Source organism: Streptomyces sp. NPDC020845 (assembly GCF_044334165.1).
Classification (GTDB): Bacteria; Actinomycetota; Actinomycetes; order Streptomycetales; family Streptomycetaceae; genus Streptomyces.
The window spans coordinates 34,922-60,072 of the sequence record NZ_JBIRSJ010000001.1 but is presented as its reverse complement, the minus strand read 5'-3'; the positions used below and the strand labels follow the sequence as shown (position 1 = coordinate 60,072).

18 protein-coding genes and 3 pseudogenes are annotated in these 25,151 nt (G+C 72.6%); 5 read left to right on the top strand and 16 right to left on the bottom strand.

Annotated elements, in window-relative coordinates; genetic code table 11:
• Window positions 1-231: 231 nt before the first annotated feature.
• On the top strand, window positions 232-1,302 hold the full coding sequence (locus tag ACH4U7_RS00225; protein ID WP_398525784.1) for an isoafricanol synthase: 1,071 nt from the start codon (window positions 232-234) through the stop codon (window positions 1,300-1,302).
• Window positions 1,303-1,390: 88 nt separating this feature from the next.
• Here the strand turns inward: ACH4U7_RS00225 and ACH4U7_RS00220 are convergent.
• Window positions 1,391-1,495, bottom strand: a pseudogene (locus tag ACH4U7_RS00220) (CGNR zinc finger domain-containing protein); the annotation flags it as partial.
• A 21-nt stretch (window positions 1,496-1,516) separates the two neighbouring features.
• Window positions 1,517-2,203: pseudogene (locus ACH4U7_RS00215) on the bottom strand (RNA-guided endonuclease InsQ/TnpB family protein); the annotation flags it as partial.
• A 285-nt stretch (window positions 2,204-2,488) separates the two neighbouring features.
• On the opposite strand from ACH4U7_RS00215, the gene ACH4U7_RS00210 reads away from it, so the two are divergent.
• Window positions 2,489-3,217 carry a leucine-rich repeat domain-containing protein gene (locus tag ACH4U7_RS00210; protein ID WP_398525783.1) on the top strand — a complete coding sequence of 243 codons (729 nt, stop codon included), beginning with the start codon at window positions 2,489-2,491 and terminating at the stop codon, window positions 3,215-3,217.
• A gap of 92 nt (window positions 3,218-3,309) precedes the next feature.
• The gene (locus ACH4U7_RS00205) at window positions 3,310-5,634 is read left to right on the top strand and encodes a HelD family protein (protein ID WP_398525782.1); all 2,325 of its coding nucleotides are present in this window, start codon (window positions 3,310-3,312) and stop codon (window positions 5,632-5,634) included.
• 55 nt (window positions 5,635-5,689) lie between these two features.
• On the opposite strand, the gene ACH4U7_RS00200 is transcribed toward ACH4U7_RS00205, so the two are convergent.
• The 5 genes from ACH4U7_RS00200 to ACH4U7_RS00180 all read right to left on the bottom strand — a co-directional run bounded on the left by ACH4U7_RS00200 (window position 5,690) and on the right by ACH4U7_RS00180 (window position 10,403).
• Window positions 5,690-5,932 (bottom strand): DUF397 domain-containing protein, encoded by a 243-nt coding sequence (locus ACH4U7_RS00200; protein WP_398525781.1) that lies wholly within the window; start codon window positions 5,930-5,932, stop codon window positions 5,690-5,692.
• A 171-nt stretch (window positions 5,933-6,103) separates the two neighbouring features.
• Window positions 6,104-7,270, bottom strand: a complete 1,167-nt coding sequence (locus ACH4U7_RS00195; RefSeq protein WP_398526418.1) for a thiolase domain-containing protein — start codon at window positions 7,268-7,270, stop codon at window positions 6,104-6,106.
• Between the two features lie 8 nt (window positions 7,271-7,278).
• Window positions 7,279-8,379, bottom strand: a complete 1,101-nt coding sequence (locus ACH4U7_RS00190; RefSeq protein ID WP_398525780.1) for a thiolase domain-containing protein — start codon at window positions 8,377-8,379, stop codon at window positions 7,279-7,281.
• Window positions 8,376-9,380, bottom strand: coding sequence for a Zn-ribbon domain-containing OB-fold protein (locus ACH4U7_RS00185; protein ID WP_398525779.1), 1,005 nt, complete (start codon window positions 9,378-9,380; stop codon window positions 8,376-8,378). The genes ACH4U7_RS00190 and ACH4U7_RS00185 overlap by 4 nt, the downstream gene beginning before the upstream one ends.
• 216 nt (window positions 9,381-9,596) lie before the next feature.
• A complete protein-coding gene (locus ACH4U7_RS00180) occupies window positions 9,597-10,403 on the bottom strand; it encodes a crotonase/enoyl-CoA hydratase family protein (protein WP_398525778.1) in 807 nt (268 codons plus the stop codon).
• 163 nt (window positions 10,404-10,566) lie between these two features.
• Between ACH4U7_RS00180 and ACH4U7_RS00175 the strand changes: the two genes are divergently transcribed.
• On the top strand, window positions 10,567-12,201 hold the full coding sequence (locus tag ACH4U7_RS00175) for an acyl-CoA synthetase (RefSeq protein WP_398525777.1): 1,635 nt from the start codon (window positions 10,567-10,569) through the stop codon (window positions 12,199-12,201).
• Here ACH4U7_RS00175 and ACH4U7_RS00170 read toward each other — a convergent pair.
• Complete coding sequence (locus ACH4U7_RS00170; RefSeq protein ID WP_398525776.1) at window positions 12,153-13,142, bottom strand: AraC family transcriptional regulator; 990 nt, start codon at window positions 13,140-13,142, stop codon at window positions 12,153-12,155. The genes ACH4U7_RS00175 and ACH4U7_RS00170 overlap by 49 nt on opposite strands.
• 134 nt (window positions 13,143-13,276) lie before the next feature.
• Here ACH4U7_RS00170 and ACH4U7_RS00165 point away from each other — a divergent pair, with 134 nt between their 5' ends.
• Entirely contained in the window at window positions 13,277-14,341 is a 1,065-nt protein-coding gene (locus ACH4U7_RS00165) for a saccharopine dehydrogenase family protein (protein WP_398525775.1), read from the top strand.
• 29 nt (window positions 14,342-14,370) lie between these two features.
• Here the strand turns inward: ACH4U7_RS00165 and ACH4U7_RS00160 are convergent, their stop codons facing one another.
• The 8 genes and pseudogenes from ACH4U7_RS00160 to ACH4U7_RS00125 all read right to left on the bottom strand — a co-directional run bounded on the left by ACH4U7_RS00160 (window position 14,371) and on the right by ACH4U7_RS00125 (window position 25,081).
• Window positions 14,371-15,000, bottom strand: a complete 630-nt coding sequence (locus ACH4U7_RS00160; RefSeq protein WP_398526417.1) for a chorismate mutase — start codon at window positions 14,998-15,000, stop codon at window positions 14,371-14,373.
• Between the two features lie 5 nt (window positions 15,001-15,005).
• The gene (locus tag ACH4U7_RS00155; protein ID WP_398525774.1) at window positions 15,006-15,701 is read right to left on the bottom strand and encodes an alpha/beta fold hydrolase; all 696 of its coding nucleotides are present in this window, start codon (window positions 15,699-15,701) and stop codon (window positions 15,006-15,008) included.
• Between the two features lie 19 nt (window positions 15,702-15,720).
• A complete protein-coding gene (locus ACH4U7_RS00150) occupies window positions 15,721-17,280 on the bottom strand; it encodes an acyl-CoA synthetase (RefSeq protein WP_398525773.1) in 1,560 nt (519 codons plus the stop codon).
• A 60-nt stretch (window positions 17,281-17,340) separates the two neighbouring features.
• Window positions 17,341-18,444, bottom strand: a complete 1,104-nt coding sequence (locus ACH4U7_RS00145) for an NAD(P)H-dependent flavin oxidoreductase (protein WP_398525772.1) — start codon at window positions 18,442-18,444, stop codon at window positions 17,341-17,343.
• 174 nt (window positions 18,445-18,618) lie between these two features.
• Entirely contained in the window at window positions 18,619-20,172 is a 1,554-nt protein-coding gene (locus tag ACH4U7_RS00140; RefSeq protein ID WP_398525771.1) for a phytoene desaturase family protein, read from the bottom strand.
• A 410-nt stretch (window positions 20,173-20,582) separates the two neighbouring features.
• Window positions 20,583-23,096: a tetratricopeptide repeat protein gene (locus ACH4U7_RS00135; RefSeq protein ID WP_398525770.1), complete on the bottom strand. Its 2,514-nt coding sequence runs from the start codon at window positions 23,094-23,096 to the stop codon at window positions 20,583-20,585.
• A 58-nt stretch (window positions 23,097-23,154) separates the two neighbouring features.
• Window positions 23,155-23,796, bottom strand: a pseudogene (locus ACH4U7_RS00130) (oxygenase MpaB family protein); the annotation flags it as partial.
• Window positions 23,797-23,890: 94 nt separating this feature from the next.
• Window positions 23,891-25,081, bottom strand: a complete 1,191-nt coding sequence (locus tag ACH4U7_RS00125) for an acyl-CoA dehydrogenase family protein (RefSeq protein ID WP_398525769.1) — start codon at window positions 25,079-25,081, stop codon at window positions 23,891-23,893.
• Between the last annotated feature and the right edge of the window lie 70 nt (window positions 25,082-25,151).

Genomic DNA, 25,151 nt, shown 5'->3' with positions numbered 1-25,151 from the left:
CCCATTCGGCAGGTACAGCTGAGCGTAGCCCGATCGGGACGCTCCGTAGCGCGGTATGCGGGGAATTTTCTGACGGCATTGCCATTGGCACACGCCAATTCGACAGGCGCCCTATCGAAGGGAACGGCGGCCACGCCACCATGTCCGGATGCGGCGAGGACCATGGCGCAAAGAGGGCCGGTCCCTGGCTCCGGCGCGGTCCCGTATGTCCTGAGGGGGCGGATACGGACCATGGACAAGGCAGGTTCACCACCACTGGCGACCCGGTCGGCGGCGCTTTTCGGCTTCCCGCCGGCCGATCTGATCAGCCCGGACGCCGAGGCCGCGCGGCGGCACACCATTGAGTGGCTGTCGCGGTACGGCGTCTTCCAGGGGGATGCGTCGGTGGCGGAGTACGACGCGCTGCGCTTCGATCTGCTGGCGGCGTACTTCTACCCGGGCGAGACGGACGCCGACCTGGCCTTGGGCAATGATCTGTGCGGGTGGTACTTCGTCTTCGACGACCAGTTCGACGGGGAGCTGGGATGCCGGCCGCAGGAGGTGTTACGGCTGCTCGACGCCCTCGTCCAGGTGACGCAAGAGGCGGAGGAGCCGACTGGGAGGGCCGCCGGGGACGTTCCCGGCGGCCCTCTCGTCGAGAGCTTCCGCGATCTGTGGCACCGCATCCACCAGGGCAGGCCGCGGGTGTGGCGGGAACGTTTCCGCCACCACTGGATGGAGTATCTGCACTCCTACCACCGCGAGGCGCTGGGCCGCACTGGGAGCCGCCCGCGCTCGGTGGAGGCGGTGGTGGACCTGCGCCGCCACTCGATCGGCGTGCAGCCGTGTCTGGATCTCAACGAGCGGTTCGGCGGATACGCCCTGCCGGAGGCGGTGCACGGCGGCTTCCCCCTCGAGCGGATGCGGGAGGCCACCGACGATGTGGTGGTCTTCACCAATGACATCGTGTCCCTGGCCAAGGAACTGGCCGCCGGGGACGTCCACAACAGCGTGATCGTCCAGCGGGAACTCACGGGCTGCACCCTGGAGAAGGCCGTGGAGCACATCGCGCGCCTCGCCGACGCCCGCTACCAGTGGTTCGAGGAGACCGCCGCGCGGCTGCCCACGCTCCTCGCCGGGGCCGGGGCGGACACTCTGCGGCACGTCGCGCACTATGTGGACGGCATGCGGCATGTGATGCGGGGCAATCTCGCGTGGTCGTATCGGACGGCCCGGTACGACGAGCGCGGCATAGCGGCGGTGAGCAGCGGGCGGCAGCGGCCGTGGGCGGGCCTCGCCGCGTATGCGACACCGGCGCCCTGACGGCCGGATCGTTTCGGCTCCAGGCAGGATCACTCCAGGCTGGATCACTCCGGGCTGGATCACTCCGGGCGGGATCACTCCAGGCGGGTCAGGACTCCGTCCGGTGGCGGCGGTGGTGGCGGGCGACGCGGGCGCGGTTGCCGCAGGACGGCTTGCACCACTCCTGCCGGGGATGGTCCTTGACGAATTGACGTCCTCACCCACGTGGACGCGGGTCGCGCCGCCGGTCGGCGATGCGGGCATGGATCCTGGCGACGGCCCGCTTGGCCTTGCGCCGGTTGTTCGATCCCTTCTGCTTGCGGGACAGGGCCCGATGGGCCCGCCTGAGTTTGCGTTCCTGGCGTCGGAAGAACTTCGGAGAGGAGATCTTCCGGCCGCGCAGCACAGCGTAGGAGCACAGGCCCAGGTCGATCCCCGTGTCCGTCTCTTCCAAATCCAGCTCGGGCCAGGGCTTGTCCTCCACCTCAACCACAAAGCCGGCAAAATACCTGTCGGACGAGTCCTTGACGATCGTCACGCTGGAGGGTTCGCAGGGCAACTCGCGCTTCTTCATCGGCGGGCCCATCGTCGGCCCCTTGCGGGCGCCGTTTTTCGAAGCGAAGAAGTTGCTGTACGCGGCCTCCAGGTCGCGCAGGGACTGCTGGAGCACCACGGCTGACACCTCGCCGAGCCAGGCCCGCTCCGGGGTCTTCTTCGCCTCGGTGATGACCCGCTTCGACAGCTCGGCCGCCGTCAGGCGCGGCAGGCCCTTGGCGTAGGCCTCACGCCGGACGCGCAGGGCATCGTTCCATACGACGCGAGCGCTCCCGAACGCCCTCGCCAGACTGCCGCGCTGAGAAGCGCCGATCACCGTACTGGTTGACTTATGTCCGAATATGGATCGATCGGAACGGGCGGACATTGTCTCTTCTCTTGTATGCACATGTGGTTTTGGTGACGAAGTGCTCGCACAAGGTGTTCACCTGCGCGGATCCGACGCGCACACGGAGGAGATCATGCGCAACATGTGGCAACTGCTCCCCCACCCTTCGACCGACGGCCCCGAGAGGACGACCCTCCGCCTTGTGATGCTCCCCAACTACCGCTGACAGGTGCCCCCTGCCGTACCAGACACTGCACGTTGATCCGACGCGAGTTTGCGGACACGGCCCAGGCCATGTCCGGGCAGCCCATAGAGTCCGCCCTCATGACGGATGTACTCAACCTCTGGAAGGCGGGCCTCGGCGAGGTACCCGAGGACGTATGGGAGCGCACCGGTCTGCGGGTGCTGATCCTCGCGGACAACGGGCTCACCCGCCTCTCCCCGGCCATCTGCCGCCTCCAGCGGCTGCACACGCTCGACCTGGGCCACAACCAACTCGCCGAAGCACCCGGCGAGCTCGGCGAGCTGCGGGGCCTGACCCGGTATCTGTATCTGCACGACAACCGTATGACCCGACTGCCGCCCGAGCTCGGCCAACTGGACGAGCTGGCGTATCTCAACGTCGGCGAGAACCGGATCGGCGAACTCCCGCCGGAGACCGGCGACATCGCGGGTCTGGTCGAGCTGCGCGCGCAACACAACGAGCTGGCCGGGCTGCCCGAGTCCATCGGGCGGCTCGGCCGGCTGCGGGAGCTGTGGCTGCGCGGCAATCGCATCGACTCCCTGCCCGCCGCCTTCTCCGCGCTCACCCAGCTGCGCCACCTCGAACTGCGGGACAACGCCCTGGAGTCGGTGCCCGAGCCGCTGCGCGGGCTGCCGCTGCTGCGCCATCTCGATCTGCGGAGCAACCGGCTGCGCGGGATTCCGGACTGGATCGCGGACCTGCCGTCCCTGGAAAAGCTCGATCTGCGCTGGAACGGATTCGAGGAGCGAGGAGACGAGCTGCGGCCACTGCAGGCGCTCAGGGAAAGGGGCTGCGCCGTGCTCACCTGAGGGGTGTCCGGGCGCGGAAGCTGATACGCTTCTTGACTTGACCAGCGAACTTCACAACACAGAAGCCGCTAAAACGGGAGTGTATCAGCGCTATGAAAGCCCGTCAAGCCGCCCCGACAGCCCACGTAGCCTCCTCTGAGCCCTCCACCGCCCTCGCCGAGGCCCTGCGCACCGAGCAGAACCATGTGACCGCCCTGTACGAACGGCTCGACGCCCTGCGCGAGCGGGAAGAGCAGGCCCTGAGCACGGTGCTGCGCGACGGCGCGCACGGCGGGACGCGCCAGGCGCTCGTCGAGCGCGAGGTGCGCGCCGATGAACACGCCGGGAGCATCGCCCGGTTCAACGGGGTCGAGGGCGGCCTGTGCTTCGGCCGGATCGACCACGCGGACCACGCGGGCGGCGCCAGCCACTACATCGGCCGGATCGGACTGCGCGACGACGCGCACGAGCCGCTGCTGATCGACTGGCGGGCGCCGGCCGCCCGCCCCTTCTACGCCGCCTCCCCCACCGCCCCCGGCACCCTGGTACGCCGCCGCCATCTGCACACCCGGGGCCGGAGGGTGACCGGCGTCGACGACGAGGTGTTCGACCTCGACGGCATGGCCGAGTCCGAGCGGCGCGGCCTGGTCGGCGAGGCCGCGCTGCTGGCCGCGCTGCGGCGGGGCCGTACCGGCCGGATGACGGACGTGGTGGCCACCATCCAGACCGAGCAGGACCGGGTGATCCGGTCGGGGCTCCAGGGGGTGCTCGTCGTCCAGGGCGGGCCGGGCACCGGAAAGACCGTGGCCGCCCTGCACCGGGCCGCGTATCTGCTCTACACCTATCGCGACACCCTGGCCCGCCGCGGCGTGCTGGTCATCGGCCCCGGCGCGGCCTTTCTGCACTACATCGGCCAGGTGCTGCCCTCCCTCGGCGAGTCCGACGTGGTGCTCACCCCGCTGGGCGGGCTGTTCCCCGGGGTGTCCGCGACCGCCGAGGACGGGGCGCGGGCTGCGGTCGTCAAAGGCGATCTGCGGATGGTGGAGGTGATCTCCGCCGCCGTACGGGACCGGCAGCTGCCGCCCGCGGGCCCGGTCGACATCCCGCTGGAGGACGGGGCGCTGCCGCTGCGGCTGTCCCGGCGGGCGTGCGCCCGCGCCCGCGAGCGCGCACAGGCGCTGCACGCGCCGCACAATGTGGCCCGTAAGCGCTTCGTACTCGATCTGCTCGACGCCCTCGTACAGGAGCGGGCGCGGCAACACGGACGGCCGCTGGACGAGGAGGAGTTGCGCCACGGCCCGGCCGAGCTGTGGGCGCAGCCGCCGGTCCGCGCGGCGGTCGACGCGCTGTGGCCGCCGCTCACCCCGCGGCGGCTGGTCGCGGAGCTGCTTTCGGACCCCGACCGGCTGCGCTCGGCCGCGCCGCTGCTGACCGACGACGAGCGGGCCGCGCTGCTGCGCGCGCCGGACGCGCCGTGGACGGTGGGCGACGTCCCGCTGCTGGACGAGGCCGCGGAGCTGCTGGGCACCGACGACTCGGCCGAGCGGGCCAGGGTCCGGGCGGCGGCGGAGGAACGGCGGGAGGAGGAGCGGTACGCGCGGGAGGTGCTGCAGATCGTCGGCCTGGGCGAGGGCGAGGACGACGGGCCCGCCCCGGTGGACGCGGCCGCCCTCGCCGCCCGCCATCTGGACACCGGGCCGGTGCGCAGCACCGCCCAGCGCGCCGCCGCCGACCGCTCCTGGGCCTACGGCCATGTGATCGTGGACGAGGCGCAGGAGTTGTCCGCGATGGCCTGGCGGATGGTGATGCGGCGGGTGCCCACCCGGTCGATGACGGTGGTCGGCGATGTGGCCCAGACCGGCAGCCCGGCCGGGGCGGCCTCCTGGGGGCAGATGCTCGACCCGTACACCCGGGGCGGGTGGCGCGAGGAGCGGCTGACGGTCAACTACCGCACCCCGGCGGAGGTGATGGACCTGGCCGCGGAGGTACTTGCCGAGGTGGCGCCCGAGCTGTCGGTCCCCGAGTCGGTACGCCGGGAAGGACGGCCGCCGGTGGCCGTACGGGCCCCACGGGGCCGGCTGGCGGGCGAGGTGGTGCGGGCCGTCGAGGCCGATCTGGCGGACCTGGCCGAACAGGGCGGCGGCCGGCTCGCGGTGGTGGCCGCCGACCGGGCGGTGGACGCGCTGGCGCGGGCGCTGCCCGGCGCCGTCCGCGGGGACCGGCCCGACGCGCTGGACTCCCCGCTGGTGCTGCTGACCGCGGCGCAGGCCAAGGGGCTGGAGTTCGACCGCGCGGTGGTCGCGGACCCGGCCGGGATCTGGTCCCAGTCCCCCAAGGGCGGGCACGATCTGTATGTGGCGATCACGCGGGTGACGCGGCGGCTGACGGTCGTGTACGAGGGCGAGCTGCCCGAAGTGCTCGGGCGGCTCGCCCCGTAACGCCTCGGCCCGTAACGCCTTGGCCCGAATCGGCCCCGGCGCAGGTCACATCAGCTCAGGTCAGGTCGAACTCGCCGTCGCGCGCGCCGATGACGAAGGCGCGCCACTCGGCGGGGGAGAAGATCAGGGCGGGGTCCTGCGGCCGGCGGCCGTGGCGCATGACGATATAGCCCTCGACGAAGGCGATCTCCACATCGCCCAGGCCCTGACTGCTCGACCTCCACTGGGCGGTGGTGAGATCGAGGTCGGGCTTCTCGGCGCTGCCTGCCAGGGGTTGTTCGGTGGTGGTGTCGGCCACGTGGTTGGCTCCTCCCGGATCGTCGTCCCCGCCCCACCCTAGCGATCGCAACCGGCGCCGCACAGGCCGCGAAAGAAGGACGGCACCGCACACGCGGGCGTACGTCGGGACGGCGGCAGACATCGGGCGGGGGCGGCCCGAGCCCCCGGTCAGCCTGGGCCCGGGACCCGGTCAGCCGACCGGGGGTTCGGCCGCCACCAGCCACATCGAGAAGAACTGCGAGCCTCCGCCATAGGCGTGCCCGAGCGCCTTGCGCGCGCCCTCCACCTGGTGCTCCCCCGCCTGCCCGCGCACCTGGAGCGCGGCCTCGGCGAAGCGGATCATCCCCGAGGCGCCGATGGGGTTGGTGGACAGCACTCCGCCCGACGGGTTGACCGGCAGATCGCCGTCGATCTCAGTCACGCCCGACTCGGTGAGCTTCCAGCCCTCGCCCTCGGCGGCGAAGCCCAGATTCTCCAGCCACATCGGCTCGTACCAGCTGAACGGCACATACATCTCCACCGCGTCGATCTCGCGGCGCGGATCGGTGATCCCGGCCTGCCGGTAGACATCGGCCGCGCAGTCCTTGCCGGCTCGCGGCGAGACGAAGTCCTTGCCCGCGAACAGCGTCGGCTCGCTGCGCATGGCGCCGCCGTGCACCCAGGCGGGCGGGGCGGGCGCACGGGCCGCGCCTACCCGGTCGGTGAGCACCATGGCGCAGGCGCCGTCGGAGGACGGGCAGGTCTCCGAGTAGCGGATGGGGTCCCACAGCATCGGGGAGGACTGCACCTTCTCCAGGGTCAGATCCTGCTCGTGGAGGTGGGCGTAGGGGTTGCGCAGGGCGTTGCGGCGGTCCTTGTACGCGACGAGCGAGCCGATGGCGGGCGGGGCGCCGGTCCGCCGCATATAGGCCCGGACGTGGGGGGCGAAGAAGCCGCCCGCCCCGGCCAGCAGCGGCTGCTGGAAGGGGATGGGCAGGGAGAGCCCCCACATGGCGTTGGACTCCGACTGCTTCTCAAAGGCGAGGGTGAGGACGGTGCGGTGGACGCGGGCGGCCACCAGGTTCGCGGCGACCAGCGCGGTGGAGCCGCCGACCGAGCCCGCGGTGTGCACCCGCAGCATGGGCTTGCCGACCGCGCCGAGCGCGTCGGCGAGGTAGAGCTCGGGCATCATCACGCCCTCGAAGAAGTCGGGCGCCTTGCCGATGACGACAGCGTCGATGTCCGCCCAGGTCAGCTGGGCGTCTTCGAGGGCGCGTACGGCGGCCTCGCGGACCAGCCCGGCGATCGACACATCCCGGCGGGCGGCGGTGTGCTTGGTCTGACCGACCCCGACGACGGCGATGGGCTCCTTGCTCATGCGCGCGCTCATGTCTGGTCCCCTTCCGATTGACCGTCCCGTTCTCCTTCCAGGACCGCCACGAGGTTGTGCTGCAGACACGGCCCGGAGGTGGCGTGTGCGACGGCCCGGTCGGACTCGCCGCGGTGGATACGGGCCGCGGCCTCGCCGAGGCGGATCAGCCCGGCGGCCATCATGGGGTTGGCGGCGAGCGCGCCGCCGGACGGATTGACGCGTACGTCCTCGCCCAGCCCCAGCTCGCGGCGGAGGATCACCTCCTGCGAGGTGAACGGCGCGTGCAGCTCGGCGGTGTCGACCGGCGCGGCAGCGTCGTCGAACAGACCGGCGTTGTGCGCGGCGAGCCGGGTCGAGGGGGAGCGGGTGAGGTCCCGTACGCCCAGTGCGTGTGCCTCGATGCGGTGGTCCATACCGTGGATCCACGCGGGGCGGGGGCACAGGCGGCGCGCGGTGTCGCCGGCGGCGAGGACGACGGCGGCCGCGCCGTCGCCGATGGGCGGGCAGTCGTGGCGGCGCAGCGGGCGCACCAGGTAGGGGTCCTCGAGCAGCGCGTCCGGGGCGGCGGAGCCGGCCAGTTGGGCGTGCGGATTGTGTTCCGCGGCGCCGCGGCTGCGCGCGGCGACCCCGGCGAGGGCGCGCTCGTCGGTGGCTCCCTCGTCGATGAGCGCCTGGGCCTGGAGGGCCGCCAGGGACACCGGGTCCGGCCACAGCGGGGCGAGGTAGTAGGGGTCGAGTTGTCGGGTGAGGACGTCGCGCAGCTCTCCCGGCGACGACTTGCCGTAGGAGTAGACGAGCGCGGTCTCGGCCTCCCCGGCCAGCAGCTTGACCCACGCCTCGTACAGCGCCCAGGCACCGTCCATCTCCACATGCGACTCGGAGATCGGCGGCCAGGCGCCGACGCCGTCGAGCGCCATGGTGAACGAGAAGGCGCGGCCGGCCAGATAGTCGGAGGAGCCGGAGCAGGTGAAGTCGATCTCGCCGGTGCGCAGACCGACCGCGCCGAGCACTTCGTGCAGGACCGGCATCAACATCTCGACCTCGGAGAGCTCCGCGGACCGGCGCCGGTGGCGGGTCTGCGCGAAGGCCACGATGGCGACGCGCCTCGGGTTCACAGCAGCTCCTTGTATGTGTCGTAGTCCGCGTCGGGTTCCCCGGTGGGGCGGTAGTGGTCGGGGTAGCGCCCGTCCTCGGTCCACACCGGCTCGACGCGCAGGCCCATCCGCACCTGGTCGTAGGGGATGCCGCCGATACGGCCGTGGAGGGCGAGGTCAGCACCGTCCAGGGCGATGTGCGCGTAGACGTACGGCACCTCGATATCGAGGTTCTTGGCCTTGATGTTGACGATGCAGAAGGTGGTGACGGTGCCGCGCGGGCCGACCTCGACCTGTTCGGCGGTGGCGACGCCGCAGGTGGGGCAGGCGCCACGGGGCGGGACATACACCTTGCGGCAGGTCGGGCAGCGCTCCCCCACGGTCCGCTGGTCGGCGAGGGCGGCGATGTAGCGGGAGGGGGCGCGGCCGGGCGAGTACACATAGTCCAGGCGGGCGGGCGCCACGATGCCCTGCACGGGATCGGCGAACTCGCCGCTGTGCGCGGCGGCTTGCGGGGCGGGCTCACCCTCGTACGGTTCGCTCTCGTACGGTTCGCTCTCGTACGGTTCGCTCTCGTACGGTTCGAAGCAGGCGATGTCGGTGATGGCGCCGACCCGCTCCTCGGCCCATCGGATCCGCACCCGCATACCGGTGCGCACGGCGTCCGGGCCGGGTGCGTCGAGGGCGTGGAGCAGGGCGGTGTCGGCGCCGTCGAGCCGTACCAGCACCCAGGCGAAGGGGGTGGTGAGGGGCTGTCCTCGGCGCGGGGCGGGGTTCCAGGCCCAGGTGGTGACGGTGCCCATGGTGCCCACCTCGACGAGGTCGCGGATCTCCTCGGCGGTGACCGGGTCGTACTCGACGGGGGGCACGAGCACCCGGCCGTCCGCAGTCCGTACGCCGAGCACGGCGCGCTCCCGCAGCCCGGTCAGGAAGGCGCTCTGGACGGGGCCGAGGGAGCGGGTGAAGGGGAACTCGACGACCAGAGGGGCGGAAAGCACCTCGGGCGCGGGAGCCGGATTCATCGTGTGCCTCTCCTCCTTTTAAGGCTCGGTTCTCCCCCAGCTACCGCTGGGAGGTGCCCCCCGGGGGCGCTACAGCCCCTGTCGACGGTCGACCGTGCTCGGCCGCTCGTACCTCGCGGCCTGCGCGCGCTCTCCCTTTCGACAGCGGCGCGCCCCTTCGGCTCACTCGCCGGGCGTCGCGGCCGGGTAGGGGCGGTGCGCTCGCGAGGTGGGTGTTCAGGCCCGTCGGTAGACCGGCGGTCGCTTCTCCGCGAAGGCCTTCGAGCCCTCCTTCGCGTCGGCGGTGGCGAAGATGGGCCAGCCGCGTTCGAGTTCCGACTTCAGGCCGTCGGCTTCGGTCATCTCCGCCGTCTCGTACACGGACGCCTTGACGGCCTCGACGGCGAGCGGGCCGTTGGCGTTGATCAGCTCGGCGATCTCCAGGGCGGCCTCCAAGGCCGTGCCGTCGGGTACGACCCGGCCGATCAGCCCGATCCGCTCGGCTTCCTCGGCGGTGTACGGCCGCCCGGTCAGCAGCATCTCCAGCGCGTGGGTGCGCGGGACCTGGCGGGCCAGGCGGACGGTGGAGCCGCCGATGGGGAACAGGCCGCGCCTGACCTCGAAGAGTCCGAAGGTGGCGCCGTGGCCCGCGACGCGGATGTCGGTGCCCTGGAGGATTTCGGTGCCGCCCGCGACACAGTGGCCTTCGACGGCGGCGATCACCGGTTTGCGCGGCCGGTGATGCCGGAGCATCGCCTTCCAGTGGAGATCGGGGTCGGCCTTGAGCCGGTCCCGGTAGTGCTGTCCGGCCATCCCGTCGCCGCCCGCCAGGGCCTTGAGGTCCATGCCCGCGCAGAAGACCCCGCCGGCCCCGGTGAGCACCACCGACCGGATGTCGTCGTCCTCGTCGGCCTGTGCCCAGCCGTCGTGGAGGCCGACCAGCATCGGCAGCGAGAGCGCGTTCTTGGCCTCCGGACGGTTCAGGGTGAGCACCAGCGTCGCGCCGGCGCGCTCCACCATCAGGTGTTCGGTCCCGCTTGTCACGGCAGTCCTCCCGTCTCGACCTAGAACAGGTTGCAGGAGGTGCCGGACGACTTCAAGAGAAATCTGATGCTCAGTCAGATTTATTGGCCATGCGCCTTCACATCTCTTCCGGACGGCGCTCCAATGACCGCCAAGGCCGCCCGGTGTCAGGTCAGGAGGAGCCGTGGAGTACAACCTTGCCGACCTGTTCGAGTCGATCGTCGACACGGTGCCCGACAGAGAGGCGCTGGTGTATATCGACCACCCCGGCACCGGGGCCGAGCGGAGGCTGAGCTACGCGCAGCTCGACGCGGCCGCCAACCGGCTCGCCCACCATCTGCGGGACACCGCCGGCATCGCGCCGGGCGAACACGTAGGCCTGCATCTGTACAACGGCGTCGAGTATCTGCAGACCTCCCTCGCCTGTCTGAAGATCCGGGCCGTGCCGGTGAACGTCAACTACCGCTACGTCGAAGAAGAGCTGATCTACCTCTACCGGGATGCCAACCTGGCGGCGCTGGTGTACGACGCCGAGTTCGGCGACCGGGTGGCCGCCGCGCTCCCCCGCACCGACACCCTGCGCCATCTCATCCGGGTCGGCGCGCCGGCCGGGGACGGCCCCACCCCCGACCCCGCGCCCGTGCCCTTCGAGGAGGCCGAGGCCTCGGGTTCGCCCGAGCGCGACTTCCCGGCGCGCTCGGCCGACGACCGGTTCATCATCTACACCGGGGGCACCACGGGCATGCCCAAGGGCGTCCTGTGGCGGCAGGAGGACCTGTTCTTCTCCGGGCTCGGCGGCGGCGCACCGACCGGCCGGCCGGTCGACCGGCCCGAGGAACTGGCGGAGCGGGTGGCGGCGGGCGGCGAGGGCCTGGTGTTCTTCCCCACCCCGCCGCTGATGCACGGCACCTCCACGCTCACCGCCTTCATCGGCTTCAACTTCGGCCAGAAGGTGGTCATCCACCGTAAATTCGTGCCCGAAGACGTGCTGCGCACGATCGAGAAGGAGAAGGTCACCAGCGTCTCGCTGGTCGGCGACGCGATGCTGCGCCCCCTGGTGGATGCCCTGGCCGGCCCCCTCAAGGACACCGACTGCTCGTCGCTGTTCAGCGTCAGCAGCTCCGGCGCGGTGCTGTCGGACACCGTACGGGCCCAGTTCGCCGCGCTGGCGCCGCACACCATGCTGCTGAACAACTTCGGCTCCTCGGAGTCCGGTTTCAACGGCACCGCCACCGAGGACGCCGGCCCCCAGAAGGGGTTCCGGCTGCGCGTCAACGCCCGTACCTCGGTGGTCGACCCGGCGACGTACCAGCCCGTGGCGCCCGGCGAGCCCGGCCGCATCGCCCAGCGCGGCCATGTGCCGCTCGGCTACTACAACGACCCGAAGAAAACCGCCGAGACGTTCTTCGAGGCGGACGGCGAGCGCTGGGTGCTGCTCGGCGACATGGGCACGGTCGACGAGGACGGTGTGATCACGGTCTTGGGACGCGGCTCGCAGTGCATCAACACCGGCGGCGAGAAAGTCTATCCGGAGGAGGTCGAGCAGGCGCTGAAGGCCCATCCGGATGTGTACGACGCGCTGGTGGCGGGCGTACCGGACGAGCGCTGGGGCAGCCGCGTCGCGGCCGTCGTCCAGCCCCGCGAGGGCGCGGCGCCGCTGACCGCCGACGCCGTACGGGCGCACTGCCGCACCCGGCTCGCGGGCTACAAGATCCCGCGTACGGTCGTCTTCAGCGACCACATTCAGCGCTCGCCCAGCGGCAAGGCGGACTACCGCTGGGCGAGGGAGGTCGCGGCGAGCGCCCCTGCCGACTCCTGACCGTGCCGCCGGTAGCCGCCGGGCGCGACCCCGTACTCCCGTTTGAACGCCTTGGCGAAGGCGAATTCCGAGGCGTATCCGGTCCGTTCGGCCACCGCGCGCAGCGGCAGCTCCGACTCGCGCAGCAGCCGGGCCGCCACCGTCATCCGCCACCAGGTCAGATACGCGAGCGGCGGCTGCCCGGCGAGGGCCGTGAAGCGCCGGGCGAACGCCGCCCGGGACAGCCCCGCGGCCTGTCCCAACGTCTCGACGGTCCAGGGGTGGGCGGGGTCGCGGTGGATGGCGCGCAGCGCCTCGGAGACGGCGCGGTCGTGCAGGGCGGCGGCCCAGCCGGTGCTCATGTGACCCGACTGCTCCTCGTACCAGGCGCGCAGCACATACAGCAGCAGCATGTCGAGCAGTGAGGTCAGCACGGCGCTCGTGCCGGGGCGCGCCCGCTCCAGCTCGCCGCCCAGCAGTTCGACGGCCGAGCGCAGCTCGGGGTGGCGGCCGAGCCGGGCCGGGATGTGGAGGGCTTGGGGCAGCTCACCGAGGAGGGGGTGCGGCCGGGCCCTGTCGAGGAAATAGGCGCCGCAGAGCAACAGCGTGTCCGGGCCCGGGCGCCGATCCGCGCCTGCGTCGGCGCCCCCTTCGATGTCTGCGGAAGCGGCGTCTTCGGCGAACGGACCCGGGAGGGAGCCTCGGAACGCGGCCAGTGGGGTGTGGGGGCTGTCCGCGAGGCCGTGTCCGCGCCCGTGCGGCATGAACACCACATCCCCCGGGCCCAGGGCAATCGGCTCGCCGTCGCGCGGCAGCATCCAGCACGTCCCCTGGAGCACGACATGGAAGCCCGCGCCCTCGGAGTCGGGGAAGCGCACGCCCCAGGAGCCGTGCTGCTCCGTGCGCCCCGCGTGTGGCCGCCCGGCGCGCATGGAGGTGATCGCGTCGCTGAGGACATCCATGCGCGCCACCATATCGGAGCCGCGCCGCACACGAGACGAATGGACATGTTCCGAATACGGTGAGGCATCGGGAATCTCTCCGGGTCTTCCTACGGTGGATCACAAGCCAGAAGGCACACCCAGAGGAGAACGTTGTGAAGATCGCCGTCTTTGGCGCGAGTGGTTACACCGGCAAGCTCGCGGTCGCGGAGGCGCGGCGCCGCGGTATCGACGTGGTGCTGGTGGGGCGCGGCGCCGAGCGGCTGCGCGCCGCGGCGTCGGAGGCCGGGTTCCGGGGCGCGGAAATACGGGTCGCGGAGATACGGGTCGCGGACGCCGAGGACCACGACGCGCTCGTCGCCGCATTCCGCGACACCGACGCCGTCGTCAACTGCGCCGGACCGTTCACCCGGTGGGGAGAGGGTGTGGTGCGCGCCGCCATCGCCGCGGGAAGTCATTATGTCGACATCACGGGCGAACAGCCCTACATCCGGCACATCTTCGACACCTTCGGCGCGGACGCCGAGCGCGCCGGGGTCGCCGTCGTCCCCGGTGTCACCGACGACGGCCTCCCGAGCGACCTGATCACCGCCTTGACCGCCGCGCGCGTGGGCGGCGAGGCAGAGGAGATCGCCATCGCCGTCGACATCGTCAGCGGCGGCGCCTCGCGGGGCACCATCCGCTCGATGGGCGCTCTGCGGGAGACGCTGCTCGACGGCGGTCTCGGCTACGAGGACGGGCAGCTGTCACCGCGGGCGACCGCCCGCCGTAAGGAGATCGTGCTGCCCGGCGGGTCGGCGCCGACGCCCGTGGTGCGCTTCGCGCTGCCCGCGGTGGTGACCGTGCCCCGCCATGTGCGCACCCGGCAGGTGGAGGGACTTGCCTCCCAGGAGGTGTACGAGCTCTTCACCCGGCTGTCCCCCGAGATGGCCGAGCAGGTGCCGGAAGGCCCGACAGCCGCGCAGCGCAAGGCGATGCAGTGGGCCTTCGCGGTGGAGGTGCTGGGCGTCGACGGCCGGCGCGCCCGGGGCGAGGTCCGCGGCTTCGATGCGTACGGCACCACCGCCGTGATCGCCGTCGAGGCGGCCCGACGGCTTGCCGCCGACGGCGCCCCCGCGGGGGTCCTCGCCTCCGCCCAGGCCTTCGACGCCGCCGGGTTCCTCGACTTCCTGGGGGACCACGGCGTCAGCTGGTCTGTCGGCGAGGCGGCGGAGGCGTAGCCCCCGCACCCCACGGGAGGCCGCTGCGCTCAGGTCCCGTTCGGCGCGCACACGGACGGCAGGGCGCGCTCCAGTGCCACCGAATGCAGCGCGTCCAGCTGTCTGTCGTGGCGTACGCGCAGCGCGGCCACGGTCAGCAGGCCCGTGCAGGACCGCTCGGCCCGGGCCCGCTCCGAGCCGGCGATGGCCCGGACCAGCTCGCCGTTGATCCGGTTGATCTCCAGCCGGACCTTGGAGAGGTCGGGGCGTTCGGTGGGCGCCTGGGCGGGGTCGGCCTCCCAGCGGCGGTACAGGCCGCGCTGGACGAGCTTGTTGGCCTCGATCTGGTCGCGGAAGATCCGTACGGTGGCCTCCGGGTCCGCGCCCAGCGCGCGGGCCTGTTCGGCCACCGCCTCCAGCACCTGCCGCTCCCGCTCGGGGTCGTCGATGGGGCTGTCCGTGCCCCACTTCGCCTGCGCTACCTGATCGGCGGTCAGCAGCCGCTGGGCGGACAGGTCGGTGATCGGCAGCAGCCGCCCGTAGGGAGGCGCCGGTACGGAAGCCGAGGCAGGAGCGGCGACGGAAACGGCCCCAGCCGCCGCCGCGCCGGGCGCAGCCGTGGCCAGCAGCCCGAGGGCCGCGACGGCGGTCAGCGCGTGGCGCAGCGTCCCCTTCAGCATCGGCGTCATTCCCCTGCCTCCAGAAACGGGCGCACCTCGGCCAGGAACTCCGCGGGGCGTGTCTCGTGGACGAGATGCCCCGCGTCGATGGTGACCAGGCGGCAGTCGGGTATCCGCTTGGCCATGTCGGCCATCAGCTCCTGCGGGATATGGCTGTCCGGGCCGCCGCCGATGAGCAGGGTCGGGGCGGTGATCGCGGAAAGCCCTTCGATCCACCGTGGATCGGGCGCGTTGCGCTGCTCGGTGAACTGGGTCTTGACCGCCCAGTCGAAGACCAGCCGCCCCGCCGGGCGCTCGGGCACTTCCAGCGGCGGGTCCTGGGCCCACAGCGGCGGGGCGTCCTCGATCACCAGCCGCTCGACGAGGTCGGGGTGGCGCTGGGCGAGGAGGTAGCCGACCACGCCCCCGTAGGAGTGCCCGACGACCGAGACGCGGGGCAGGCCGAGGGCCGCGAGGAAGCCGACGATGTCGTCGCTCACCCGCTCCAGGGCGTAGTCCCCGGGCCAGTCGCTGGCCCCGTGGCCGCGCAGGTCGAGCGCGTACACCCGCCGGGTGCGGGCGAGTTCGGGGGCGATTCCCAGCCAGTCGACGCCGTCCGCGCCAAGGCCGGCCAAGAGCAGGACGGGGGGAGCCTCACGCTCCCCCCAGACCCGGTAGGCCAGCTCGATCCCGTCCACCTCGACGGTGTCAAGTGTGTGCATAGGGCAGAGGCTACCCGCGTCACATCGCTCGCTCACGCCCTTCCCAATACGGCTCGCGCAGCCGCCTCTTGTAGAGCTTGCCGTTGGGGTCCCGTGGCATCTCGGCCACGAAGTCGACCGACTTGGGGCGTTTGTATCCGGCCAGCCGCCCCTCGCAGTGGTCCAGCAGCTCCCGCTCCAACTCGGGCCCCGGCTCGTGTCCCGGGGCAGGCTCCACGACCGCCTTGACCGCCTCGCCCCAGTCATCGTGCGGGATGCCGAAGGCCGCGGCGTCGGCGACGGCGGGATGGGTGAGCAGTTCGGCCTCGATCTCGGCCGGGTAGATATTGACGCCGCCGGAGATGATCAGGTCGATCTTTCGGTCGCGGAGGTAGAGATAGCCGTCCTCGTCGAGCAGGCCGAGGTCGCCGACCGTGAAGAAGTCGCCGATGCGGTTCTTGCGGGTCTTGGCCTCGTCCTTGTGGTACGCGAAGCCGCCGGTGCTCATCCGCATGTAGACGGTGCCGAGTTCACCGGCCGGGAGCCGGTTGGCGTCGTCGTCGAAGATGGCCAGTTCGCTGATCGGCCAGGGCTTGCCGACCGTCCCCGGCTTCTTGAGCCAGTCCTCGGCGGTGGCGAAGGCACCGCCGCCCTCGCTGGCCGCGTAGTACTCCTCGACGCAGCCGCCCCACCAGTCGATCATGGCGCGCTTGACGTGGTCAGGGCAGGGTGCGGCCCCGTGGATGGCGTGGCGCATCGAGGACACGTCGTAGCGCCCCCTGACCTCTTCGGGCAGCGCCAGCAGCCGGTGGAACTGGGTGGGGACCATATGGGTGTGTGTGCAGCGGTACGCGTCGATGAGGCGCAGCATCTCCTCGGGCGTCCACTTGTCCATGAGCACCAGCCGGTGGCCGATGTGCAGGGAGGAGGAGGCGAACTGGAGCACCGCGGTGTGGTAGAGCGGTGAGCACACCAGATGGACGTTGTCGGGCTCCTCGTCGCGGGGTTTGATGCCGAAGAAGCGCAGAAAGCCGCCGAGGTGGGCGTTCTCGGGGAGGGCTCCGGTCAGCGCGCGCCGGATGCCGCGCGGGCGGCCCGTCGTACCGGAGGTGTAGTTCATCACCCAGCCCAGCTCGCGGTCGGCGGGCGGCTGATCGGACTGTCCGGCCAGCAGTTCGGCGTACGGGCGGAAGCCGCCGACCTCGCCGACCGCATAGCGATGGGTGGCGGGCAGCCCGGCCTCGTCGGCGGCCAGGGTGGCCTGTTCGCCGAAGCGCTCGTGGGCGATCAGCACCTTGGCGCCGGAGTCGGAGACGATCCAGGCGATCTCGGGGCCGACCAGGTGGTGGTTGACGGGCACCAGATAGAGCCCGGCCTGGGTGGCGGCGAGCGCGGCGGTGAAGAACTCGACGCCGTTGGGCAGCACCACCGCGAAGGCGTCGCCCCGCCGCAGCCCCGCGGCGCGCAGCCCGCCGATGAGCTGGTTGCAGGCGGCGTGCAGCCGGGCGGCGGTCCACTCCTCGCCGTCCGGGGCGATCAGGACGGTGCGGTCGGGTTCGAGCGCGGCCTGGGCCCAGAAGCCGTTGGGTGTACGGGACATGGCGGTCCGGTCCTCCTTCTGGCGGCGTATCAGGCAGGGACAGTAGGGGTCGCGGCGGGCTCAGGCCCGTCCGGCGATACGGTTGACGCGGTCGATGGCGCACTCGAAGCCGCGGGTCAGATCGTCGAAGACGGCCTGCACCGGGCGTTTGGTGTCCATCCGGCCGACGATCTGCCCGACCGGCGTGCCGAGCAGCGGCTCCACCTCGTACTTCTGGATGCGCGAGACGGCCTCGGCCACCAGCAGGCCCTGCAGCGGCATCGGCAGCGGGTCCGGGCCCTCGGGGGCCTCCCAGGCGTCGGTCCACTCGGTGCGCAGCTGTCGGGCGGGCTTGCCGGTGAGGGCGCGGGAGCGGACGGTGTCGCCGGACCCGGCCGCGAGCAGCTTTTGGGTGAGCGCGGGCGACGTGAGCGCGGCCTCGTCGGTGGTGAGCCAGATGGAGCCGAGCCAGACGCCCTGTGCGCCGAGCGCGAGCCCGGCGGCGATCTGTTCGCCGCTGCCGATGCCGCCGGCCGCGAGTACGGGCAGCGGGTCCACCGCCCGTACCACCTCCGGGGTGAGCACCATGGACGCGATCTCGCCGGTGTGGCCGCCCGCCTCGTAGCCCTGCGCGACCACGATGTCGAGCCCCGCGTCCTTGTGGTGGAGCGCGTGGCGCGCGCTGCCCGCGAGGGCAGCGACGAGGATGCCGTGGCCGTGGGCGCGCTCGACGACGTCGGGGGGCGGTGAGCCGAGGGCGTTGGCCAGGAGTTTGACGGGGTAGTCGAAAGCGACGTCCAGCTGGCTGCGGGCGACGTGCTCCAGCCAGCCGGTGATCCGCCAGCCGGAGGCCTCGCCCTCGGCGAGCTCGGGTACGCCGTGCTTGGCCAGGGTCTCCTGGACGAACCGGCGGTGTCCTTCGGGGATCATCGCCTCGATGTCCGCCTCGGTCACCCCCTCGACCTTCTTCGCGGGCATGACGACATCGACGCCGTACGGCTTGCCGTCGGTGTGCTCCTGCATCCAGTCGAGGTCGCGCGCCAGCTCGTCCGCCGCTCCGTAGCGGACCGCGCCGAGCACGCCGAACCCGCCGGCCCGGGTGATCGCGGCGGCCACGGCGGGGAACGGCGTGAAGCCGAAGATGGCGTGCTCGATGCCCAGCCTGTTGCTCAGCTCCGTCTCCATGGGCGGCAGGATGCCGCAGGGCGGCGGACGAAGGAAGAGTTTTTCTGACGCAACGTCAGATTCTTTGGCTGTCCGGTTGGCTGCGGCCCGGATGCGGGCCGGGTACGGCCCGGGTACGGCCCGGGTACGGCCCGGGTACGGCCCGGGTACGGCCCGGGTACGGCCCGGGCGCGGCTACCGGCCGAGCACCGCCATGGCCGCGTTGTGCCCCGGGATTCCGCTCACCCCGCCCCCGCGTACCGCGCCCGCCCCGCACAGCAGCACATTGGCGTGGCGCGTCTCCACGCCCCAGCGGCCGGTGCCCTCCTGGGCGTACGGAAAGGCCAGCTCGCGGTGGAAGATGTTGCCGCCGGGCAGCCGCAGCTCCCGCTCCAGGTCCAGCGGGCTCTTCGCCTCGATACAGGGCATGCCCTCGGAGTCGTACGCCAGACAGTCGGCGATCGGCTCGGCGAGCTCGGCGTCGAGCAGTTCGAGGGTGGCCTCGAGCAGCGTGGCCCGCGTCGTGTCATGGTCGGTGGTGAAGAGCCGCGCGGGGGTCTGCAGCCCGAACAGCGTCATGGTCTGGTAGCCCTGCCGGACCAAGTCGGGGGCCAGGATCGACGGGTCGGTCAGCGAGTGGCAGTAGATCTCCGAGGGTGGCCGCAGGGGCAGCCCACCCGCCGCGGCCTGGCTGTAGGCGGCCTCCAGGTCGCCGTAGCCCTCGGCGATGTGGAACGTCCCGGCGAACGCCTCGCGCGGGTCGACGTCGGGGTCGCGCAGCGCGGGCAGCCGGCGCAGCAGCATGTTCACCTTGAGCTGTGCGCCCTCGGCGGGCGGATCGGGCGACTCGTCGCCCAGCATCACGGCCAGCTCCTGCGGAGCGGCCCCGACGAGTACGTATCGGGCCTCCACCAGGCCCTCCCCGTCCGCGTCACGGAACATCACCTCCGCGGACTTCCCGTCGGTAGCGATGGCCGTCGCCTCACAGCCGGTGGCGATCCGGGCGCCCGCCGCGAGGGCCGCGTCCCGGAGCGCGTCGGTCAGCGCGCCCATGCCGCCGACCGGCACGTCCCAGTCGCCGGTGCCGCCGCCGATCACGTGGTAGAGGAAGCAGCGGTTCTGACGCAGCGACGGATCGTGGGCGTGGCTGAAGGTGCCGATCAGGGCGTCGGTGAGGACCACGCCCCGGACCAGGTCGTCCTCGAACTCCGCCTCCACCGTCTCGCCGAGGGGCCGCTCGAACAGCGCCCGCCAGGCCGTCTCGTCGCCGATCCGCGCGCGCAGCGCCTCGCGCGTGGGCAGCGGTTCGGTGAGGGTCGGGAACACCCGCTCGGCCACGCGCCGGGTCATCCCGTAGAACCGCTGCCAGGACTCGTACTCCCGGTCCGAGCCGGTCAGCCGGGCGAACGACTCACGGGTACGGGCTTCGCCACCGCCCACCAGCAACCCGGTGGGGCGCCCGCCGCGGACGGCGGGGGTGTACGAGGACACGGTCCGCTTGGCGACGGAGAAGCGCAGCCCGAGGTCGTCCACGATCCGCCGCGGAAGCAGGCTCACCAGATACGAGTATCGGGAGAGCCGCGCGTCGACCCCGGCGAAGGGGCGCGTGGAGACGGCGGCGCCGCCGGTGTGGTCAAGCCGCTCCATCAGGAGCACCCTGCGGCCGGCGCGGGCGAGGTAGGCGGCGGCGACCAGGCCGTTGTGGCCGCCGCCGACGATGACGGCGTCGTACGCGTCGCTGTGAGGCATACCTCCTGAGTAGCACGCGGTGATCGCCGGGGCCAGGACGCGGCAAGGCGCGGCTCGGGCAGCCGCCGCCCCCGCCGGGCCCGGCACAGCTGACCCCCGTGGGGGTACGGGCGACACATCCGAGGCCGTCCGAGGGGCCATTTGCCCGCCGCACCGACCGGGCCCACCGCGGCGGAGCCGCGCAGGGGGCGCGGCCCGGCCGCCGCCGGGGCCCGCCGGACCGGGCCGGAGCAGCCGCCGGGGGCCCGCCGGACCGAGGCACAGCCGACCCGCCCGTCAGCCGCGCGACGGCAACACACCAAGGCCGTTCCATGGGCCCGCCCGTCCCGCCGCACCGACCGAGCCCCACCGCAGCGGAGCCGCGCAAGGGGCACGGCCCGGCCGCCGCCGGGGCCGGGCGGCCCTGGGTCTCACTCGTGCCGACGCCGTACCGCCGCCATCCGCCGGTACAGCTCGACGGCCTCCTCCCGCCGCCCCAACTGCTCCAGGCACTGGGCCTCGTCGCCCAGGCTGGCGAGGGCGTCGGGGTGGTCAGCGCCCAGCACGTCCGCCCGGGCCCGGGCGACCCGGCGGTAGAGCTCCAGGGCGTCCGTCCAGTTGCCGAGCCAGCCGAGGGCCACCGCCACCTCCCGGTGGCTGACCAGGGTGTCGGGGTGGTCCGGGCCCAGCGTCCGCTCGCGGAGGGCGGAGACGTCGCGGGCCTCGGCCAGGGCCTCCTCCCAGCGGCCGAGGCGGCCCAGGTTCACGCCGAGGCCGTGCCGGGCACGCAGGGTCTCGGGGTCGGTGGGGCCCTGGGCGCGGGTGCGGTCGTCGACGAGGGCGCGGTAGAGCACCAGGGCCTCCGCGCTGCGGCCCAGCCGGGCCAGGCTTATGCCGACCTCGTAGCGGGCCGCGAGGGTGTCCGGGTGGTCCGGGCCGAGGGTCCGGCCGCGGGCGTCGGCCACCTCCCGGTAGATGTGCAGCGCCTCGCTCCAGCGGCCCAGCTGGCCGAGGGCGTACGCGACCTCGTAGCGGGTGACCAGGGTGTCGGGGTGGTCGAGGCCGAGGGTACGGGCGCGGGCCGCGGCCACCTCGCGGGCCACGCGGTGGCAGTCCTCGAACCGCCCCAGGCGGCCCAGGTTGAAGGCCAGGTTGTGGCGGCAGCGCAGTGTGTCGGGGTGCTCGGCGCCCATCGTGCGCTCGCGGGACGCGAGTACGGCGGCGTAGATCTGGTGGGCCTCGAAGTGACGGCCGAGGCGGCTCAGCGCGAACGCGGTCTCCTGCCGGGCGGCCAGCGTGTCCGGGTGCTCGGGTCCGAGCGTCCGAGCGCGGCCCGCCGCCACCCGCCCGTACTCGCCCAGCGCATCGCCGTGGCGGCCCTGCCGCCCGAGCGCGAAGGCCGCCTCGTAACGGCTGGCGAGGGTGTCGGGGTGGTCGGGGCCCAGCACGCGCTCCCGCTCGGCGGCGACCTCCTGGTGCGTCTGGCCGGCCTCCTCCCAGCGGCCCTGCAGGGCCAGGCTCATCCCGATGGTGTGCCGGACGGCGAGCGTGGCGAGCAGATTCGGCGGCGGGGGCGCCAGAGCGAGCCCGGGCGGCCCAGCGGACCCGGCCAGCGCAGACGGCCCAGCGGGCGGCCCAGCAGACCCGGCCAGCGCAGGCAGCCCAGCGAGCCCGGGCGGCCCGGCAGGCGCAGACGGCCCAGCTGGCCCGGCAGGCGCAGACGGCCCAGCGGGCGCAGACGGCCCGGCAGGCGCAGACGGCCCGGCGGGCGGCGGCGCCGGGCCGGCGGGCGGCGGCGCCGGGCCGGCGGGCGGCGGCGCCGGGCCGGCGGGCGGCGGCGCCGGGCCGGCGGCCCACGCCGCGGTCAGCCCGCCCGCCCCCGCTCCCCCGCCCCGACCGGTCCACGCGCCGGTGAGCCCGGCGGCCTCGCCCGGCGGGCCAGGCCGCGCCCCGGGCCGGGCGGCCCCGCCCGCCGCGGTACCGGTGGACATATGCCGGGCCCAGTCGGGCAGGCGGGGCTGTCGCTGCGCGGGGACGTCCGCGCCGAGCCCCGGCAGGGTCCACGCGGGCACCAGCGGCTGCCCCGCACCCCAGGTCGCGCGGGCCAGGGCGATCCGCTTGGCCAGGTCGGAGGCGTCGCGCGGACGGTCCTCCGGGTCCTTGGCCAGCAGGTCGAGGATCACCCGCTCGAAGGGCTCGGGGATCTCGGGCCGGTGCCGGCGCGGCGGCTCGGGCGGGGTGTCGCGGTGGCCGACGAGCACCGCCCAGGCGTCGTCGACATCGAACGGCGGCGCGCCGGTGGCCATTTCGTACAGCACACAGCCCAGGGAGTACAGATCGCTGCGGTGGTCGACGGCGCCGCCCGCGATCTGCTCGGGCGACATGTAGTGCGGGGTGCCCATGGCGATACCGGTCCCGGTGAGCCGGGCCGTGAAGCCGATGTCATGGCCGAGCCGGGCGATGCCGAAGTCGCAGATCTTCACCGAGCCGTCGGCCAGCCGCATGATGTTGGCGGGCTTGAGGTCCCGGTGGACGATGCCCTGGTCATGGGTGTACGCGAGGGCGACGGCGAGCTGGCCGGCCATGTCCAGGACGTCGGGGACCGGCAGCGGCCGCTGCTCGTTGTCCTCCAGCAGCTGGCTGAGGTTGCGCCCCTCCAGCAGCTCCATCACCAGATACAGAACGCCCTCGTGCTCCCCGAAGTCATGCACCACGGTCACCCCGCGGTGCTGCAGCGAGGCCGCGACCCGCGCCTCGCGGCGGAACCGCTCGCGCAGCACGTCCGTGAAGGACGGGTCCCGCTGCTGCCCCATGGGCTTGAGGCACTTGACGGCGACGCGCCGCCCCAGCGACTCGTCGAGCGCCCGCCACACCTCGCCCATTCCCCCGCGCCCGATCAGATCGAGCAGCCGGTAACGGCCCTGGATCAGCCTGGTGTCCGCCATGGTCCCCCTGCCTCCGGCGGGAGTGCCTCCCGCCGCCCCCGTCGAAGCCGACGGCTCGTCATGGAGCCTTCGACGCATCCCCGTTGTCCAGTATGGCGGCGTTTTGGCGCAACTTGTAGACCGAGGGACGAGTGCCCGGATCCAGCCGTTCGACGGCCCGCAGGATGTGTTTGGGCGGCAGCTGCCAACGGAGAGTGGGCAGGATACGGCGCAGCACCCGGCCGCCCCCGACGAGTTAGCCGAAGGGGCGCGCCCCTGTCGAAAGGGAGAGCGCGCGGAGGCCCTGAGGCCGCAGTCGATATGCGGCTCCGCCGCGCGGAGGGCCGAGCACGGTCGACCGTCGACAGGGGCTGAGGCGCCCCTGGGGGCACCTCCCAGCGGTAGCTGGGGGAGAACCGAGCCGCCAAAAAAAGGGGGACGGCGGGTGACGACGGCGGGGGCGGGCGTACAACTCGTGGGCGTACGGGGGCAGGCTCGCATAGGCGAGTGCGGCGATGCGCCCCCATATCAACGCACGCGCCGGCACGAGCAGGGCATGAACGGGCGGTCTGCGCAAAAAAGGCGTCGACTTCCCGGCCCCAGGGGTATGGGCGAGCGCCCGGCGCACCTTCTCGAAGTACGCGGCGAGCCCCGCCGTATCGGCGGGGACGCCCGCGGGGTCGAGGCAGCCGACCAGCCGGGCAGCCTCGCGGTCCTCGGATCCCGCGGGCGCGCCAACTCCCGCGGGATCTCCCGGGGGCATCTCCCGGGTCGCGGTCACCCGGCCGTTCAGATCCGGCACCGGTGCTCATCCGCTAACGGCGCACCCTCGGCATCCCCAGGCCGATCCAGGAGATGATCTCCCGCTGCACCTCGTTGTTGCCGCCGCCGAAGGTGAACACGACGCTGCTGCGGTAGCCGCGTTCGAGCTCGCCGTGGAGCACTGCCCCCGCCGATCCCTCCTTGAGCGGGCCCGCCGCGCCGACGATCTCCATCAGCCAGGCGTACGCGTCGCGGCGCGCCTCGGAGCCGTACACCTTGACGGCGGAGGCGTCGTGGGGGGTGAGTGCATCGCGCTGGAGGGCGTCCACCATCTGCCAGTTGAGCAGTTTCATGGCGTCGAGCCTGGCGTGGGTACGGGCCAGCCGCCCGCGTACCCAGCCCAGGTCGATGACGCGGCGGCCATCGGCGAGCTTGGTGTCGGCGGCCCACTGCTGGACGCCGCGCAGGGCGCGGATGGCCATCGTCCCGTGGGCGGCGAGAGTGACCCGCTCGTAGTTGAGCTGGGTGGTGATCATCCGCCAGCCCTCGTTCTCCGCGCCGACCCGGCGGGTGGCCGGCACCTCGATGTTCTCGTAGTAGCTGGCGGTGGTGTCGTGGGAGGCGAGGGTGGTGATGACGGTGCAGGAGTAGCCGGGGTCGCTGGTCGGCACGAGCAGAATGCTGATCCCTTTATGGGGCTTGGCGTCCGGGTCGGTGCGGACCGCGAGCCAGACCCAGTCGGCGGTGTCGCCGTTGGTGGTCCAGGTCTTCTGGCCGTTGACGAGGTAGTGGCCGGTCTCGGGGTCTCCTTCGCGCACGGCGCGGGTCTTGAGCGAGGCGAGGTCGGTGCCCGCGTCGGGCTCGCTGTAGCCGATGGCGAAGTCGATCTCGCCGGAGAGGATCTTCGGGAGGAAGTACTCCTTCTGCTCGTCGGTGCCGTACCGCATCAGGGTGGGCCCGACGGTGTTGAGCGCCATGAGGGGCAGCGGCACTCCCGCCTGGGCGGCCTCGTCGAAGAAGATGAACTGCTCCACCGGGCCGAGCCCACGCCCGCCGTACTCCCGTGGCCAGCCCACGCCCAGCCAGCCATCCGCGCCGAGGCGGCGGATGGTCTCGCGGTAGAACCGCTTCTGCCCGGCCGGGTCGGCGTAGCGGGCGTAGGCGTCGTCGGGGACGAGTTCGGTGAAGTACGCGCGCAGTTCGGTGCGCAGTTGCCGCTGCTCGGGGGTGTAGTCGAGGTGCACGGCCCCTCCTGGAGTCTCGCGTCCGCCGCGTAGGCGCCTGGAATCGAGGGGCACGGTAGAACGTGTTCCA

What these genes read in the sequence shown, in the direction of transcription:
- ACH4U7_RS00225 (WP_398525784.1), top strand. Translation starts at nt 232, where the DNA reads ATGGACAAGGCAGGTTCACCACCACTGGCGACCCGGTCGGCGGCGCTT.
- ACH4U7_RS00210 (WP_398525783.1), top strand. Translation starts at nt 2,489, where the DNA reads ATGACGGATGTACTCAACCTCTGGAAGGCGGGCCTCGGCGAGGTACCC.
- ACH4U7_RS00205 (WP_398525782.1), top strand. Translation starts at nt 3,310, where the DNA reads ATGAAAGCCCGTCAAGCCGCCCCGACAGCCCACGTAGCCTCCTCTGAG.
- ACH4U7_RS00195 (WP_398526418.1), bottom strand. Translation starts at nt 7,270, where the DNA reads ATGAGCAAGGAGCCCATCGCCGTCGTCGGGGTCGGTCAGACCAAGCAC.
- ACH4U7_RS00185 (WP_398525779.1), bottom strand. Translation starts at nt 9,380, where the DNA reads ATGAATCCGGCTCCCGCGCCCGAGGTGCTTTCCGCCCCTCTGGTCGTC.
- ACH4U7_RS00170 (WP_398525776.1), bottom strand. Translation starts at nt 13,142, where the DNA reads ATGGATGTCCTCAGCGACGCGATCACCTCCATGCGCGCCGGGCGGCCA.
- ACH4U7_RS00160 (WP_398526417.1), bottom strand. Translation starts at nt 15,000, where the DNA reads ATGCTGAAGGGGACGCTGCGCCACGCGCTGACCGCCGTCGCGGCCCTC.
- ACH4U7_RS00155 (WP_398525774.1), bottom strand. Translation starts at nt 15,701, where the DNA reads ATGCACACACTTGACACCGTCGAGGTGGACGGGATCGAGCTGGCCTAC.
- ACH4U7_RS00150 (WP_398525773.1), bottom strand. Translation starts at nt 17,280, where the DNA reads ATGTCCCGTACACCCAACGGCTTCTGGGCCCAGGCCGCGCTCGAACCC.
- ACH4U7_RS00145 (WP_398525772.1), bottom strand. Translation starts at nt 18,444, where the DNA reads ATGGAGACGGAGCTGAGCAACAGGCTGGGCATCGAGCACGCCATCTTC.
- ACH4U7_RS00140 (WP_398525771.1), bottom strand. Translation starts at nt 20,172, where the DNA reads ATGCCTCACAGCGACGCGTACGACGCCGTCATCGTCGGCGGCGGCCAC.
- ACH4U7_RS00135 (WP_398525770.1), bottom strand. Translation starts at nt 23,096, where the DNA reads ATGGCGGACACCAGGCTGATCCAGGGCCGTTACCGGCTGCTCGATCTG.